15 protein-coding genes are annotated in these 16,720 nt (G+C 25.4%); 4 read left to right on the forward strand and 11 right to left on the reverse strand.

Annotation, left to right across the window (positions count from 1 at the left end; all coding sequences use genetic code 11):
• Nucleotides 1-8: 8 nt before the first annotated feature.
• The 6 genes from NG918_RS07995 to NG918_RS08020 all read right to left on the reverse strand — a co-directional run bounded on the left by NG918_RS07995 (nt 9) and on the right by NG918_RS08020 (nt 6,453).
• The gene (locus tag NG918_RS07995; RefSeq protein WP_252212457.1) at nt 9-1,103 is read right to left on the reverse strand and encodes a 2-aminoethylphosphonate aminotransferase; all 1,095 of its coding nucleotides are present in this window, start codon (nt 1,101-1,103) and stop codon (nt 9-11) included.
• A 4-nt stretch (nt 1,104-1,107) separates the two neighbouring features.
• Nucleotides 1,108-2,244: a phosphonopyruvate decarboxylase gene (gene aepY / locus NG918_RS08000; RefSeq protein ID WP_252212458.1), complete on the reverse strand. Its 1,137-nt coding sequence runs from the start codon at nt 2,242-2,244 to the stop codon at nt 1,108-1,110.
• A 2-nt stretch (nt 2,245-2,246) separates the two neighbouring features.
• A complete protein-coding gene (gene aepX, locus NG918_RS08005; protein ID WP_252212459.1) occupies nt 2,247-3,545 on the reverse strand; it encodes a phosphoenolpyruvate mutase in 1,299 nt (432 codons plus the stop codon).
• A 13-nt stretch (nt 3,546-3,558) separates the two neighbouring features.
• The gene (locus NG918_RS08010) at nt 3,559-4,293 is read right to left on the reverse strand and encodes a phosphocholine cytidylyltransferase family protein (RefSeq protein WP_252212460.1); all 735 of its coding nucleotides are present in this window, start codon (nt 4,291-4,293) and stop codon (nt 3,559-3,561) included.
• A 176-nt stretch (nt 4,294-4,469) separates the two neighbouring features.
• On the reverse strand, nt 4,470-5,633 hold the full coding sequence (locus NG918_RS08015) for an AI-2E family transporter (protein WP_252212461.1): 1,164 nt from the start codon (nt 5,631-5,633) through the stop codon (nt 4,470-4,472).
• Nucleotides 5,634-5,799: 166 nt separating this feature from the next.
• Entirely contained in the window at nt 5,800-6,453 is a 654-nt protein-coding gene (locus NG918_RS08020) for an HAD family hydrolase (protein ID WP_252212462.1), read from the reverse strand.
• Nucleotides 6,454-6,600: 147 nt separating this feature from the next.
• On the opposite strand from NG918_RS08020, the gene NG918_RS08025 reads away from it, so the two are divergent.
• From NG918_RS08025 to NG918_RS08035, 3 genes are all read left to right on the forward strand, one after another.
• Nucleotides 6,601-7,548, forward strand: coding sequence for a ribonuclease Z (locus tag NG918_RS08025; RefSeq protein ID WP_252225560.1), 948 nt, complete (start codon nt 6,601-6,603; stop codon nt 7,546-7,548).
• 102 nt (nt 7,549-7,650) lie between these two features.
• Nucleotides 7,651-9,252, forward strand: coding sequence for a Na/Pi cotransporter family protein (locus tag NG918_RS08030; RefSeq protein ID WP_252212464.1), 1,602 nt, complete (start codon nt 7,651-7,653; stop codon nt 9,250-9,252).
• A gap of 259 nt (nt 9,253-9,511) precedes the next feature.
• Nucleotides 9,512-10,120, forward strand: coding sequence for a DUF445 domain-containing protein (locus NG918_RS08035; protein WP_252212465.1), 609 nt, complete (start codon nt 9,512-9,514; stop codon nt 10,118-10,120).
• 110 nt (nt 10,121-10,230) lie between these two features.
• Here NG918_RS08035 and udk read toward each other — a convergent pair whose 3' ends face one another.
• Together udk and NG918_RS08045 are read right to left on the reverse strand one after the other, a co-directional pair.
• Nucleotides 10,231-10,842, reverse strand: coding sequence for a uridine kinase (udk, locus tag NG918_RS08040; protein WP_252212466.1), 612 nt, complete (start codon nt 10,840-10,842; stop codon nt 10,231-10,233).
• Nucleotides 10,843-11,037: 195 nt separating this feature from the next.
• On the reverse strand, nt 11,038-12,045 hold the full coding sequence (locus NG918_RS08045) for a hypothetical protein (RefSeq protein WP_252212467.1): 1,008 nt from the start codon (nt 12,043-12,045) through the stop codon (nt 11,038-11,040).
• Nucleotides 12,046-12,380: 335 nt separating this feature from the next.
• On the opposite strand from NG918_RS08045, the gene NG918_RS08050 reads away from it, so the two are divergent.
• Nucleotides 12,381-12,863, forward strand: a complete 483-nt coding sequence (locus NG918_RS08050; RefSeq protein ID WP_252212468.1) for a CarD family transcriptional regulator — start codon at nt 12,381-12,383, stop codon at nt 12,861-12,863.
• A 190-nt stretch (nt 12,864-13,053) separates the two neighbouring features.
• Here NG918_RS08050 and NG918_RS08055 read toward each other — a convergent pair whose 3' ends face one another.
• The 3 genes from NG918_RS08055 to NG918_RS08065 form a co-directional block, all read right to left on the reverse strand.
• Nucleotides 13,054-14,679: a cell shape-determining protein gene (locus tag NG918_RS08055; protein WP_252212469.1), complete on the reverse strand. Its 1,626-nt coding sequence runs from the start codon at nt 14,677-14,679 to the stop codon at nt 13,054-13,056.
• A 179-nt stretch (nt 14,680-14,858) separates the two neighbouring features.
• Complete coding sequence (locus NG918_RS08060) at nt 14,859-15,161, reverse strand: hypothetical protein (RefSeq protein WP_252212470.1); 303 nt, start codon at nt 15,159-15,161, stop codon at nt 14,859-14,861.
• A 121-nt stretch (nt 15,162-15,282) separates the two neighbouring features.
• A complete protein-coding gene (locus NG918_RS08065) occupies nt 15,283-16,710 on the reverse strand; it encodes an amino acid permease (protein ID WP_252212471.1) in 1,428 nt (475 codons plus the stop codon).
• Between the last annotated feature and the right edge of the window lie 10 nt (nt 16,711-16,720).

The raw sequence follows: 16,720 nt of genomic DNA on the forward strand, positions 1-16,720 counted from the left end.
TATATTTTTTACATCATATATTCCTCTAATATCTTAGCAAACTTATTCATGTCTTCTGGATATACCTCACCAATATTAGCTACTCTAAATGTATTTTTTGATGCTATTTTTCCTGGATAAATTGTAAAACCCCTTTCATATAAATAATCATGAAGTTCTTTAAAATCGTATTTCTCTATCCGAGGTTCAATAATTGATGTTAATAGCATAGAGGAATTTTCATCATCTATTAAACGTTTTAAATTTAGTTTATCTAGGCAATCCCAAAGTATTTTACAACACTCTTTATATCGTAAATTTCTCTTTTCGATGCTTTCTTCTTTTATTTCTATTATAGCTTGCTTCAATGCATAAAGTACTTGTACAGGTGGTGTAAATCTCATTTGAAAATTATCTTTAAAGTTCTCATATTGCTTATATAAATTTAGATATAAGTTTCGTATTTTTTTATTTTTAATACTATCCAATGATTTTAGATTAGCAATTACAAAACTTATTCCGGCCATCCCCTGTATACATTTATTAGAACTAGATGCTAAATACTTTATATTCATTTCTTTCATATTAATAGGTATTCCTGCAAATGAACTCATTGCATCAACTATCATTTCTATGTTATATTTTTTACAAATTGATCCTATTTCTTTTATATCATTTAATAATCCAGTAGTAGTTTCATGATGCACTACTGCTAAATGAGTTATTTTCTTTTTGCTATATTTAATTACCTCTTCTAGCCTAATAAAGTCTATAGTATTTATAGGCGAACTACAAAATCCTATATAATTTAAATTATATACTTGTGCAATTTCACACATTCTTTTTCCATAAGCACCATTGTTAATTATTAAAATAATGTCTTCATCACTCATAACAGAACTTATTATAGATTCAACTGCTGCTGTACCTGATCCTCCAAATAATATTGTAGAATATTCAGAATTAGATCCAACTATGTTAGTTAATTCATTTGATATATATTCCATAACACTTCCGAATTCTTTTTCCCGTGGACATATATCTGGTACAACTTGCGCTAATTTAACAGTATCAGTTGTTGTAGCTGGACCTGGATTAAGCAATATATTTCTTTTAATTGTCATCTTACTAATTCACCTCTAAATTCTTCATAAAACCTTCTTTATTTTCAATTGGTATTTGGGTTGGTCTACCAAGATTTTTTCTCGCACCCTTTTTTACCTTAATTTCTAATAATGTAGGACCCTTACTATTTTTTAATTTTTCTAAGCATATTATTAAATCTTCTTTTTTACTACAACTATATGCTTCACTATATCTTGCACCCTTTGCTAAAGCTAATATATCTATATCTAGCGCTACTGTTTCTTGACCTCCTACAGAGTCATGTGCACCATTGTTCATTACTATATGTTTGAAATTTTCTACATTTTCATGACCTATTGTTGTTATTCCACCTAGATGCATTAATAAAGCTCCATCTCCGTCTAAGCAATAAACATTTAAATTTTTCTTATTTAATGCTATTCCTAATGCTATTTGAGAAGCATGTCCCATGGAACCAACTGTTAAAAAATCTCTATCATGTTTTTCCTTTCTTTTTTCTCTTAATTCAAAAAGTTCTCTTGATAACATTCCCGTTGTAGATACTATTATGGACTTTTCATTAATATGTGATAGAATAACTTCCAATGCTTCTTCCCTAGTCATTTCAAAGTCATACAATTTATTATTTTTAAGTTTATATTCATTAAAAGTTCCTTTTTTTATCACTAGTGCATAAGGTTCTTTTTCTTTTTTCATATAATCATTAACATCTCTTAAAAAACTCTTCATTTCATCTTTACTTGTATCATCACTTAAAATTTTATATTTTATATTTAAAGTTTCTAATAATTTAGTAGTTATTAATCCTTGTTTTTTATGTTGTGGTTCATCCTTCTTACCAGGTTCCCCTCTCCATCCTATTACTAATAACATAGGAATACTATAAACTAATTTATCACTTAAAGATGTAATTGGATTAATTGTATTACCAAGTCCTGAATTTTGCATGTAAACAAGTCCTATTTTTCCTGTTGCTAAATGGTAGCCTGAAACTAATCCAACTGCATTCCCTTCATTAGCTGCTATAATATTGTTTTTACTGATTGTATTATCATTAACATATGCACAAAAAGATTTTAATAATGAATCTGGCACCCCTGTAAAAAATTTTATATCATTATCTATTAACTCTTTATAAAATTCTGACACATCTAACATCCTTATTTCCCTCCAGGTATTAAAGTTAGTATTTCTTTTATTGCCATACAATTTTCTGAAGCTTCTTTAGAACGTTCATTTTCTAAAATACTTTTTGCTGTACTCATCATAGCTGGATAAGCACTTCTTATTAAATGATTTGCATATATAACAACATTAACTCCTAAATGTGATAATTCTTCTTCTGTAATAAAATTATATGAAGTTGGAACTACTATAAGTGGAACCTTATTTTCAAAATCACTATACTGTTTACAAAATTCTATTATTTCTTTTCCATCACTTTCTTTACTATGAATCATTATTCCATCAGCACCGGATTGTATATAAGCTTTTGCTCTAAATAAAGCATCACCAAGTCCAGCTTTAGTAATTAAACTTTCAATTCTAGCTATAATCATAAAATCATTTGTTACTCTTGCATTTCTTCCTGCTCTAATTTTGCTGCAAAAATTTTCTACAGTATCTTGCTTTTGCTCTACGTCCGTTCCAAACAAAGAATTTTTTTTAAGTCCAATTTTATCTTCTATTATAATGGCTGATACCCCTAATCTTTCTAATGTTTTAACTGTATAAACAAAATGCTCTACTTTTCCACCAGTATCTCCATCAAGTATTATAGGTTTTGTAGTTACTTCTAAAATATCATTAATTGTATTTAGTCTTGATGTCAAATCAACAACTTCTATATCAGGTTTTCCCTTTGATGTTGAATCACAAAGTGAACTTACCCACATACCATCAAATTCTTTTATCTTTCCTTCCTTTTCTACTTTTGTTTTCTCAACTATTAAACCAGTAAGTCCATTATGTGCTTCAAGTATTCTAACTATCTTTTTTGAATACATTAACTCTTTGAGTTTTTTCATTCTCATTTGAGGGGTTGTCCCTATTCCACTTAACTTTTCTTCTAATTTAGTAATTGATATTCCCTCAGTGTACTTTATTTCTACTAACTTTCCATCCCATTCCTTAATGACATCTATAATTCTTTTTCTAAATTTATTTTGAAATCCACTTTTCCAATCGTCACCATGCAAAATATAATCGGGTTTTAATATCTTAATATTTGCTACTTGATCTAATGTGTCTTGAGGAATTACCTTTGAAACACCTTTTATATTTTCAATCACCATTTTTCTTTCTTCATAACTCATTATTGGTTTTCTCCAATATCCTGCAATAACATCATCAGTATGAAGTCCTATTATTACTTTTCCTAAATTTCTTCCTTCATTAATTATATTTAAATGACCATGATGTATTATATCTCCACTCATTGCTATATAAACTGTTTTCATAAACTCATCCCTTCTATTCTTCACCATTAACATACAATCTAGGAATTATATATTCCTTAACTCTTTTTAAATGTTCTTTATTATCAATTTCTGACCATATTAAATTTTCAATTTTTAAATACCCAATCTTTCTCATCTTTGCAACATCAAATAATATATATTCATAGTCACATTTCTGCATTTTGGATTTATTAAATTGCTTTATCATTTCCCTATATAAATTTAATGATATTTTAGATATCCCAACTAATTCTCCATATATATTTTTTATTTCTTCTTTAATTTTAGAAATTTTATATAAGTTATTATTTTTAATCTCAATGTAGCATTCATCGCCACTATTAGTTAAATTGCTAATAATTACACAATCATCAGAAGCATATTCAATTGCATCTTTTAATGCTTTAATTTCATAAATAAGATCACCCTCTAATAATAAAAAATCATCAACAATTAAATTTTTTAATGTAGCCAATGAAGCCATACTACCAGTAGTTATATATTTATCATTTCTTTTGACATATAAATCTACCTCTTTTTCACATAACTTATCATAAAAATTTCCTAAATGTCCTGTAACTAAATATATTTTCTTTATTCCTGCTTGCCTTAATTTAGATATTGATCTTTCAATTAATGTTTTTTCATTTATGCATATAAAGCCTTTGGGTATTTCATCATTTGTTATTTCATATAATCTTTTTCCCATTCCTGCAACTAAAATAACCGCAGTATTTATTTTTCCCATAACACTCCCCCTTTTGTTCATTTATTGAACAAAATTATATTATCATTATTCACTGTTCAATACAATATGTTCATGTAAATTTTTTACTTTTATACAAAATAAAAAGTCATATAGAGTTTAAAAATATATTTCATATCTTTAAACTCTATATGACTTAAAGTTTTATATTTTTAAAGTCACATATAATCTTTTGTATTTATTTTTAAACCTTTTTTCTTTAAATTTGCTTCTACTATTTCTTTTATAATAGAATATACTACTGCAAATAAAGGTACACCTATAATCATTCCTATTAATCCCAAGAATTTTCCTGCAAATAATATTGAGAATAATATCCAAAAAGCAGATATTCCTATTGAATCTCCCAATATTTTAGGTCCAATAATATTTCCGTCAATTTGTTGAATTATTAATATTATTACTAAGAACCATAATGCTTTTACTGGAGATACAAATAAAATTATTATAAATGATGGAACAGCTCCTATAAATGGTCCAAAGAATGGAATAATATTAGTTATACCCACTATTACTGATATTAATATAGCATATGGCATACTAAATATAGTTAATATTATAAAAGTTAATACTCCTATAATAAAAGAATCTAATATTTTTCCCATTAAAAACTTTCCAAATGTATCATTACTTCTGTGAGTTATTTCTATAATTTTTTCTGCAGCCTTTCTGTAAAAAACAGCATATGTTACTTTTTTACTCATTGCACAGAATTTTTCTTTATCAATTAGTAAATATATTGATATTATTACGCCTAGAACAATATTCCAAATACTAGATGCTATTTTAGTAACAAAGCTTCCTAAAACAGGTAATAAATTAGTTGCAATCTTTATTATGTAATTAATAAATTCATTAAAATTATTATTTATTAAAGGAAGATATTCTTCTGAAATATTTAAATCTAGCATTAATTCATTAATAAATTTTGTTGATTCATTAATAAATTTAGGAACATCATTCACTAATCCTATTATACTTTGTATCAATTGTGGCAATACAAAGTGTATAAAAAGAGCAATCAATAACATAGCTGTTATATATGTAATAAATAAACTTAATCCTCTCTTTCCTTTAAAACTAAGAGATTTTAATTTATTATATTCACTTATTTTTCTTTCATAAAATTTTAATATAAAATTTAATATATACGCCATTGAAAATCCTATTATAAATGGTTGTAATATAACTATTATTCCACTTATTTTTCCTAATAATGATCCAAATTCAGATATAGATAAGTAAAATATAATAATTGCACTTACAACTATAAAAGAATATATTGATATTGTGTTATATTTTTCATTCCAATTAATTTTCATTTTTCCCTCTCTTTTGTAGTAGTTATTTAAATAATACTACTATGTAATCATTATAGATTTTTTACATATAGCTTTCAACAAAATTCTCATTAACTTAATTATAATTATGAACTATATACAAAATATAATACAAAATTCAAGATATAAATTAATAACTTAAATTGATCTATACAATTATCTTTAGTAATTCATCTAAATCTTTAACTATATAAGTTGCACCTGCTTCTTTTAATTCATCATAATTTCCATATCCATATAGTACCCCAATACTATCAATGTTAAATTCTTTTGCTCCAATAATATCGTGTTCTCTATCCCCTATCATAACAACATTCGATAAATCAGTGATATTATTTTCTGATAAAACGTATTCTATGACTTCACTCTTTTTAGAACGAGTTTCATCCATATTACTACCACCAATAAAAGTAAAGTATTTTGATAAACCAAAATGGTCAAGTATTTTTTCTGCAAAAAACTTAGGTTTTGATGTTGCAACCATAAGAGTTTTTCCTCTGTCTTTTAATGATTTTAGAAATTTCTCCATTCCTTCATATACATCATTTTCAAAAAGACCCACACTTGCAAATCTTTCTCTAAACTTCTCTATAGCCTCTACTGTTTTTTCTTCATTAAATCCATAATACAAATTAAAAGTATCTTTTAATGGTGGACCTATAAATTTAGTTAGTGTATTTATATCTTCAACATTAATTCCAAAATGTTTTAATGAATATTGTATTGATTTTGTTATTCCAATCATAGGGTCAGTTATTGTTCCATCTAAGTCCATAAAAATATAATCATATTCTTTATTCAAAGTCATCCCTCCAAATTAATATTCTTTCTAGAATATTATATTAAAATTTTAATAATAGTACAAAATAAAACTAGAATTATTTATATTTTTTTTGTTATTATAATATATAGACAATTTTTTACTATATAAAGATAGGAGAGGTTTTTTATGATTGATCTATGCACTTTAGGGACAATAGGTGGAATGCCTATGGTTGATAAATTTTTATCTTCTACTTTGATAAACATAAATGGTAGAAAAATTTTAATTGATTGTGGTGAAGGTACACAAGTTGCCATGAGAAAAATAGGTTGGGGGTTTAAATCTTTAGATTTAATTTGTATAACTCACTCTCACGGCGATCATACAATAGGATTACCTGGATTACTTTCTACAATAGGTAATTGTGGTAGAAGTGAAAAAATTACAATAGTTGGACCAAAAGGATTTAAAGAAATTGTTAATGGTTTAAATGTTATAAACCCATATCTTCCTTACGAACTAGAAATTATTGAATTAGAAAATAATGAGTTAAAATTTTTAATAAATACAAATGGTACTTCTTTATGTGAAAATGATGATAAGTGTAATCTTATATTATCTTCATTAGAAGTTGAACATTCTGCTAAATGCCTAAGTTATAATTTTTATATCAAAAGATTCCCTAGATTTTCTGTAGATAAAGCTATTAAAAATAATGTACCTAAAACTTTATGGAACAAACTACAAAGTCAAGAAACTATAAATTATAATAATAGGATATATACCCCTGATTTAGTTCTTGATAATGAGCGTAAAGGCATTAAAATATCATATGTAACTGATACAAGACCAACTAATGCTATTCCTGATTTTATCAAATATAGTGACTTGTTTATTTGTGAAGGTACTTATGGTAGCGATGAAGATATAGAAAAAGCTATAAAAAATAAACATATGACATTTAGAGAAAGTGCAACCTTAGCTCAAAATGGAGAATGTAAAGAATTAATTTTAACTCATTTTAGTCCTGCATTATCTAATCCTGAAAGTTATATCTATAATGCAAAAGAGGTTTTTGAAAATTCCAATGTTGCTCATGATGGTTTAATTAAAAACCTAAAGTTTATAGATTGAAAAATACTTTACAATTTTTAGTTTTACTTTTCCTTTATTAAAAGTTATAATATGTAAATATAAAAACTTAATTACTTTTTTTATTTCGAAGGAGAGATATGTGTGAATGGTATAAATATGCTTATTGAATTAATTGGGGGCTTGGGGCTATTTCTCTTTGGTATGAAGCTCATGGGAGACGGGCTTGAAAACGTTGCAGGTGAAAGATTAAAAGGTATTTTAGAAAAAGTAACAAATAATAAATACATGGGAGTTTTTATTGGAGCTCTCGTAACTGCTATAATTCAAAGTTCTAGTGCTACAACAGTAATGGTTGTTAGCTTCGTAAATGCTGGTCTTATAAATCTTATGCAAGCTACTGGCATTATCATGGGCGCAAATGTCGGAACAACTATAACAGCACAATTAATTTCTTGTAAATTAGATAATATTGCACCTTTATTTGTAGGTATCGGTTCAATATCACTCTTAGTTACAAGTAAGAAAAAGCATAGAGATATATCTTCCATAATATTAGGATTTGGTATACTATTCCTTGGAATGAATTTTATGTCTAATGCTATGAAACCGTTAGCTGAATCATCAATTTTTTCGCAAATTTTAGTTCTCGTTGGCAATAATAAACTCTTAGGAGTTTTATGTGGACTTTTAATGACTGCAATAGTTCAAAGTTCTTCTGCCACAACTGGTATCTTAATAGCCCTTGCTACAACTGGAGCTATTGATATGAATATTGCATTGCCTATTATATTTGGATGCAATATTGGAACTTGTGTTACAGCACTTTTAGCCTCTGCTGGTGGAAGCAAAACTGCTAGAAAGGCTGGCTTAATACATCTCTTTTTTAATATTATAGGTGTATTAATATTTACTCCATTTATAAATCCACTAATTTCATTTATAAAATATATTAACCCTACAGATGTTTCTAGACAAGTTGCAAATGCTCATACTATTTTTAATATTACAAGTACAATAGTTTTACTGCCTTTGTCAAAATATCTTGTTTTATTAGCAAATAAAATCTTACCTGGTAAAGATTCTTTAGAAACAGATGGATCAATTTATTTGGATAAAAATTTATTAGATACTCCTATTGTAGCAACTGGACAAGTTGTTAATGAAACAATTAGAATGGGTAAAATTGCACAAAAAAATATAGAATTAGCCATGAAAGCTTTTTTGATTGAAAATGAAGAATACATAAAACAAGTATATAGTAATGAGAAAATAATAAATACTTTAGAAAAAGAGATAACAGATTATTTAGTTCTATTATCAAATTATGAATTACCAGATACTGATAGTAAAATTTTAAGTACAAGCTTTCATATAATTAATGACATAGAAAGAATTGGTGATCATGCAAAAAATATAGTAGAATTGGCTACTGAAAAAATTGATGATCATATTAGAATTCCACAAGATGCTATTGAAGAACTTATGAGTATGTATGAGCAGACTCTTAATGCCTTAACTTTAGCTTTAAAGTGTTATGAAAACAGTGATTATACTAACGCTAAGCATGTAAAAGAAATTGAATTGAAAATAGATACTTGTGAAAAAACACTTAGAGAAAGCAATATAAAAAGATTAAATCAAAAAAAATGTTCAGCTAACTCTAGTACAATATTTTTAGATTTGATTAGTAATCTTGAAAGGATTGGTGATCACTCTACTAATATTGCCGAAAGAGTACTTTAATATTTTTATAATTTCCTAAAGAAGAAAAAAGCGACTGTAAATCAGTCGTTTTTTTCATATTTGCCTTTCTGAAAATATATAAACTTTCAAATTGTTCTATACTCTTTAAAATATACTTTTAAAGAGTATATTCTTTCTAAACATAATTACTGATATTTAAAATTAAAACACATGTTTTTATGTACTTTTAGTTTTTACATTAATATGATATACTATTTAAGTATTTTTACTATTAAATAATAGGGGGAGTTATTTAACTATGATACACATTTTAATAACAATATTATTTTTAACTTTAATTGGTGGACTTATAGGTTGGATTACTAATATTTTAGCTATAAAGTTATTATTTAGACCAATAAAACCTATAAAAATACCTATATTTAATATAGAAATTATAGGCCTTATACCAAAAAGACAAAAAGAAATTGCTAAAAATATTGGGCAAGTTATTGCAAATGAATTATTATCAGTAGATGATTTATTTAATGAAATAATAAAAGAAGAAGATAAAGAAAACTTTAATGAATATATAAAAAATAAAATAGTAAATGTAATATCAGAAAAAATCAATTTCATTCCTGCTCCATTTAATGTAATGATTAAAAGCTATATTGATGAAATTATTAATACTGAATTAAATCCTATTATCAACGATATACATAATACAATTATGTCAAAAGCTAAAGAAAAAATAGATATTGAAAAAATTGTTGAAGAAAAAATCAATCTTCTTGATTTGAATAAATTGGAAAGCATAATAATATCTGTTGCTAAAAAAGAACTTAAACACATTGAAATACTAGGCTTTATTTTAGGTGGTTTTATTGGAATAATTCAATCTTTAATAATACTTTTTATAAAATAAAATATAAAGTATTAGGCTTTGTTATAAATAATTAAAGATCAGATATTAAATAATAAAACTTTAACATCTGATCTTTACTCTATGTATTGCAAATTATCTATTAATATTTTTTAAATAAAGCTACGTATTCTTTCTAGTAACATACTAAGCGCAACTGTATTACATCCACCTTCTGGAATTATAATATCAGCTCTTTTTTTACTAGGGTCCACAAATTCTTCATGCATAGGTTTTACAGTAGTAAGATATTGATTAATAACAGAATCAAGATCTCTTCCTCTTTCTTGTACATCTCTTAATAGTCTTCTAATGATTCTAACATCAGCATCTGTATCTACAAATACTTTAATATCCATCAAGTCACATAATTCTTGATTTTCAAAAATTAATATTCCCTCAACTATTATTACTTTTGCAGGCTTGATCATAATTGTCTCACTTGTTCTAGTATGTTCAACAAATGAATATACTGGATGATTAATAGTTTCTCCATTTCTTAACATCTTAAGATGTTTTATCAGAAGATCAGTTTCAAAAGAATTAGGATGATCGTAATTTAATTTCTTACGTTCATCTAATGATATATTATCATTTGATCTATAATAATAATCATGAGAAAGTATAACTACATCATCACCAAATTCTTCTTTAATATTCAATGATAAAGTAGTTTTTCCTGACCCTGTTCCTCCGGCTATCCCTATTATCATTATATCTTGCATAATATAATTTCCTCCATATCGATTATGTTTAATTTATATTTAATATAAAATATTCTTATAAATTTATATATTTTTTTCCTATATAATAATAGCATAGCTATTATTATTTATCTATATTAAATTGTTTGTTTTAAAAAATAAGGAATAAAATAGCTATGCTGATATAATTTTTATTAGTAATTTTGAACAAGTATTTTAAAATACAGAAGATTTTTTATAGAAATATACAGTTAATTTATTATCATCCTTAGATACTACTGCTTTTTCTCTACCCTTTTCATTTGTATTTTCATCATCTTCAAAAAATTCTATTGCTCTATTAATTGATTTTATATCTAAACTATTTTCTACTTCTTTTCTATACAAAACCGCTAATTTATTGCTAAAATTATTATCAAATGATGATACATAATTTATTGTTCTATTGTTGCTACTACTTGTATTAAATTTATTTTTTAAATTATCATTGTTATTTTTATTGTATTTATTTTTTTTGAGTTCCTCTTTTCTTAAATTAATATTCTTTAAGTAATATGATACATCCTCTATCTCTAAATTGCTCAAGTCATTAGCTAATTTTATACCACATTCTTTAAAACAATTAACTGCATTTTTTAGTTGAATACATACTTCAACTTCACTACCATAGCGCTTACTAAATTCTCCTAATAGTTCATTTACTTTTTCTTCATTATATAAATTCATAAATGATATATCTTTACTTATATTATTTGCTATCAAGTATGCCTTTTTATATTTTATATTATTAAAGGCTTGTATACTGCAATAAATTGATATTATAATACCTGAAATTAGAACTATTAAATTTCTTCTTAAAATAAACGTCAAAATTAGAAAACACCAAAAAAATAATCTTGAAGTCTTATATTTTCTTATGCCTTTAATTAAATTCTCATCCTCATTAATTATTTCATTAACTATTATTCTCTTATTTTTTAACTTATTTTTTCGTTCTTGTATTCCCTTAATAAAAGATTTTAAGTTTAATTTTTTCTTTTTAAATATCCATAATTGCTTCTGTCTTTTTATATCTCCATTTTGTCCATAAACTATTAGTCTATTTTTATTTAATGATATATTGTTATCCTTATATTTAGTTATAATAGTTATATTTCCATTTGTAGATATTTTTACTTTTATATTTTCACCTAATCTAAAGTTTTTTTTATATTTAACTCTCATTCCAATAGCCACCTTTTCTTTATAATATTTCAGGCTTTAATCTCAATGACTTAAATGTAAATTTTTGTAATTATTTACCTTAATTTTACACTAGCTTTCAAAAATAATCAAGGGGCTATCTTTTATTTATTAATCAATTGTTTTTAATGACAGATTTATCTTTATTAACTAATATATATAGAATAAATATTAATATATTACAAAATATAAAATTAAGTAATTATCTTTATATTTACTTTGTAATTCAATACAAACGATATATTTTCAAAAATGGATTAAATTTTATAAAATGTGTTATAATGTAAATAAGCACATAAATAAAAGGAGGTGTTTTTTTGTTTAACGTTGGTGATAAAGTTGTTTATCCCATGCAAGGAATAGGAATAGTTCAAAGAATTGAAGAAAAACTTTTCTGTGGTAAGAAAAAAAAATATTGTATAATACAAATGTTAAAAAATAGTTTAGAAATAATGATACCTATTGATAGAATACCTAATTCTAAATTACGTATGATTAATGATATTAATACACTAGAAGATATACTAGATCATATTCAAGACACATCTAATCCGGAAGAAATAGATCTTCCTTCTAAACAAAGATATGAGATAAATTTAAATAAAATAAAATCTGGTTTATTGGAAGATAGCGTAGATGTATTTTATAATTTAACTCTTATCAATAAGATGAAAGCTCTCAACTCAACAGAAAAACAAATATTAAACACAGCACGCAAATTCCTAATAGATGAAATAAGAGTCATTAAAAATATAAGCGAAAATGAAGCTACAAAAATATTAAAATCTAGTATTAATTAAATTAATGCTTCAAATTTATTTTTTAAATTTATTAGAATAACTGATAATTTTCTTAAAATTAAGTTATTACTCATGATTTTTTAATTTAATATTTTAAATTACATAAAAGAAATATTTTACACCTTAGTTGTAATAAAGAAAGCTATATTGCTTATCTTAGCAATATAGCTTAATTTTTTACAAATATAAATTACTCTTGAGTATTTTCTACTTCTTTATTTGTTTCAGTATTACTTAATGATACATTTTCAAAATAATTAGTTATTAAATACCTACTATTTCCAACATTAATATATTTTATAGAAACTGAATCACCTACATTTGTTAAAGCAATTTCTCTAGATGTTTCAGTTGAAATTGAAAATATATTATTTATTCCTTTTAATTTAACATCATATATACTTGTTCCTTCTTTAACAACAACACCAATTCTTTCAACTTCACCTAAAATAGTTTCTTCTTTATTTCCACCCTCTAAAGAAATATTAGTGTTAGTTAATCCCTCTAAATATTTATTAAGAGTTGATTGAAGTGTATCTCCAACACCAACTGTATTATAATTTTTCACATTAACCATAGCATATTGTTTTACGAGTCCACTTGAATCTTTTAGTGTCATAAAATATGTAGGTTCATTTTGAATATTTATTAAGTAAGGGAATGTAGCAGTATATCCATATTGTTGCACTTTACCCTCAGCAGATTTCATACTTGCATATTCTGTCGCTCCTGCTGTCTTATATAATTTAGTTTGACCATTTCTTGTATTTGTTAAAGTAAATCCTACTAAACTTTCATCACTTCCTACTGAAGTTATGCCTGTATAATAATAGCATGTATCATTATTATAAATAACATTCATACCAGAAGTTGATTTTAATTTATCTTTATCACTAAAGTTAAGAATTCCATGAACTAATTCTCCCCACTTATCTATATATCTTTTTATATATGTTGATGGTTGAATTCTATCTACCCAATTAGGTAAATTATCAATACCATACTTTTCCGATTCACCTGTTTGTGCATCTATTATTAATGCTCCGATTGCTTTTGTTTCTGCTATTCCAATAGCATTATCATATCTAGTTACAACCCAATAAGGCTTTCCACTATCATCTAATTCAAATGTATAATCTGTATGTCCAGCTTTCATGTCTCTAAAAAATGCAGCTCTTTTTAAATTGCTAAATAAATAAGACGAATCTAAATATTTTATTCTTAAATCTTTTCCATCTAATTGTGTTACTAATTGAACATCATTTTGATTTGTTGCACTTACCTTTATGTATCCAGCTGTACCCTCTCTATTAGTAAACCACTTAAACAATGAAGAATGTTCTAATGGTGCTACATAATATAATTCACCATCAATACTTTGTAAATCTAAAGTTCCAACATATACTTGGCTACCAAGACTTGCAATTTCACCCAATTTTTTATCTGCTAATTTTTCCGCTAATTCTTTGTCTATAGTTGGTAATTGATTTAAATCTATATATTGTATCTCATTTGAAAAATCCACATCTTGAATACTTCCTATTAAATTTCTGTGAGCACTATAACTAATTATAGGACTACATATCACTGCTAATATAATATATAGGACTGCTACTGTTCCACCTGCCATAATAATTTTTTTATTTCTGTGAAGCACACCATATACTACTGAACATAATACAAATATTCCTATAATCAATACTGAATTTAAACTTAAATCAAAAATTAAATTATTAGTTAATAAAAGTACTATTCCTATACACATATATGCGCCTAATAATAATTTTAAAAAACTAAATGATTTTTTATTGTCCATTTTATCTCTCCACCTCATCTTTTATTATGGTTAATATTATATCATAATAAGTTTTTAAATACCACTTTTAAATTAAATAAGAAGAGATAAAAAATCTAGAAATTAGACTCTTTATCTCTACTTAAAAATATTAATGTAGAATTTCTATTAAAAATTTTATAAAAATAATTACTATAATCCTAATAATTATTTTTATCCTTATCTACCTCTTCATATTCAACATCAATTATATCGCCAACTAAATCATCATTTGAATCATATGTAAATTCTTTATTATTTTCATATACATTTTTATTTTTTCTTACATCTTCATTTAATTTATCTTTTCTTCCTTTAATAAATGATATTAACTTTATTAAAAGATAAGCTATTACTCCAACTAATAATATATATGGCAATATACTAAAAAATAATGATATTATTAAAATTATTATACATGTACTACCAATAAAGTACAGTATGTTTCTAAAATTGCCTCTCATAATATACTCCTTTGCAAGCTTTAATTTAATTTATATTATATAATATATTAAATTTATGTGCAATGCAATAAAAGATATTTTATATTCTATTAAGGGTTTTATATAAACTTATTATATATTTTTATTTATTTTTCCTACTTCTTGCCATACTAGGTAATATCAATCCTAGCCCTAATAATATGAACGGTGTAACTATATTAAGTACAAGTGTAAAAATCCACTCTGGAGAATAAGCCTCTACTCCATGTGGAAACATTCCCATTATACATGCAAATGCTGTAAATATAAAACACCATACACCTATTATTAAAGCAAATTTATCATTCTTAACAAATTTATAGCTAGAATTATATTTTTCACTAGCCTTCTTAATACCAATAAAAGCTAAAAATACCCATAAATATCTCATTGGCATTACAACCGCATTTAATCTTAAAAGCCAGTTAAATAAATCAGTCATATTGCCGATTCCCAAAGCTGGAACAATTATCAATATTCCTACTAATACAGCGGTCATTATGTAGCCATTTACAGGCACACCTTTATCATTTATCTTACTTAAAGATTTTGGAACAAAATTATCATCTGCATCTCCTAATAATACTTTTAAAGGTGCATCAATAGATACAACTAAAGCTGATATCTGAGCTATCATATTAGCTAATGCATATAAAATTAATAATGAATTGCCTAATCCATAATACTCTCCTAGTTTTTTAAATGCATAATATTGTCCATTCATCATAAGATCTTTCGGTATATTATTTGCATCAAACATTATTGCCATAGCTATAGAACCTAATATAGCTGATATTGTTACCATAATAGCTAAAACTATCATTCCTCTAGGAAATTCCTTTTTAGAATTTTTAGTATTATTAACATATGGAGATATTTTTTCTGCTCCACCTACTGCAAATACTAGCATTGATAATGTTGTAAAATATGAAAAATTAAAATTAGGCATTAATGCTTTAACTGATAAATCTGTTGTCGCAATTTTAACTCCTCTTAATGCAGGCGCTGTAATAACTAACAAAATGTATAACAATGACATTATAAAAATCGCAGTTCCTGCTATTGTTCCTATTCTATTTAATGACTTAATTCCTTTTGATGCCACCCATAAGAAAAGGAAAAATATCAATAGAGTTATACTTTGAGCTACTAAAGGAACCATATCTTTTAATAAAGTTCCATCACCTTTAATTACCCATCCTAATGCTATTAAAACAGCTTGTGGCTTTTGAGCCAAATATGGAATATGCACTACCCAATAAGTCCATCCTGCTAAATACGCTAATTTAACTCCATAAGTTGATCTTATCCATGAACTTACACCACCTTTTTCCTCTTTAAAAATTGTTCCTAATTCACCAACCATTAAAGCGTATGGTATAAAATATAATCCTATAATTAATATCCAAGAAACTATAACTTGTAATCCTTGATTTGCAAAGTTATTAACAACATTTCCAAATCCCCAAACAGATACAAAAGATATTAGGGCCAGATTATACCACCTGAGTTGTTTATGTTCATTTTCCATCTTTCATCCT

It is taken from the genome of Clostridium sp. ZBS2, from assembly GCF_023845855.1.
Classification (GTDB): domain Bacteria; phylum Bacillota; class Clostridia; order Clostridiales; family Clostridiaceae; genus Clostridium; species Clostridium aquiflavi.

What these genes read in the sequence shown, in the direction of transcription:
- NG918_RS07995 (WP_252212457.1), bottom strand. Translation starts at nt 1,103, where the DNA reads ATGACAATTAAAAGAAATATATTGCTTAATCCAGGTCCAGCTACAACA.
- aepY (WP_252212458.1), bottom strand. Translation starts at nt 2,244, where the DNA reads ATGTTAGATGTGTCAGAATTTTATAAAGAGTTAATAGATAATGATATA.
- aepX (WP_252212459.1), bottom strand. Translation starts at nt 3,545, where the DNA reads ATGAAAACAGTTTATATAGCAATGAGTGGAGATATAATACATCATGGT.
- NG918_RS08010 (WP_252212460.1), bottom strand. Translation starts at nt 4,293, where the DNA reads ATGGGAAAAATAAATACTGCGGTTATTTTAGTTGCAGGAATGGGAAAA.
- NG918_RS08015 (WP_252212461.1), bottom strand. Translation starts at nt 5,633, where the DNA reads ATGAAAATTAATTGGAATGAAAAATATAACACAATATCAATATATTCT.
- NG918_RS08025 (WP_252225560.1), top strand. Translation starts at nt 6,601, where the DNA reads ATGATTGATCTATGCACTTTAGGGACAATAGGTGGAATGCCTATGGTT.
- NG918_RS08035 (WP_252212465.1), top strand. Translation starts at nt 9,512, where the DNA reads ATGATACACATTTTAATAACAATATTATTTTTAACTTTAATTGGTGGA.
- udk (WP_252212466.1), bottom strand. Translation starts at nt 10,842, where the DNA reads ATGCAAGATATAATGATAATAGGGATAGCCGGAGGAACAGGGTCAGGA.
- NG918_RS08045 (WP_252212467.1), bottom strand. Translation starts at nt 12,045, where the DNA reads ATGAGAGTTAAATATAAAAAAAACTTTAGATTAGGTGAAAATATAAAA.
- NG918_RS08055 (WP_252212469.1), bottom strand. Translation starts at nt 14,679, where the DNA reads ATGGACAATAAAAAATCATTTAGTTTTTTAAAATTATTATTAGGCGCA.
- NG918_RS08060 (WP_252212470.1), bottom strand. Translation starts at nt 15,161, where the DNA reads ATGAGAGGCAATTTTAGAAACATACTGTACTTTATTGGTAGTACATGT.
- NG918_RS08065 (WP_252212471.1), bottom strand. Translation starts at nt 16,710, where the DNA reads ATGGAAAATGAACATAAACAACTCAGGTGGTATAATCTGGCCCTAATA.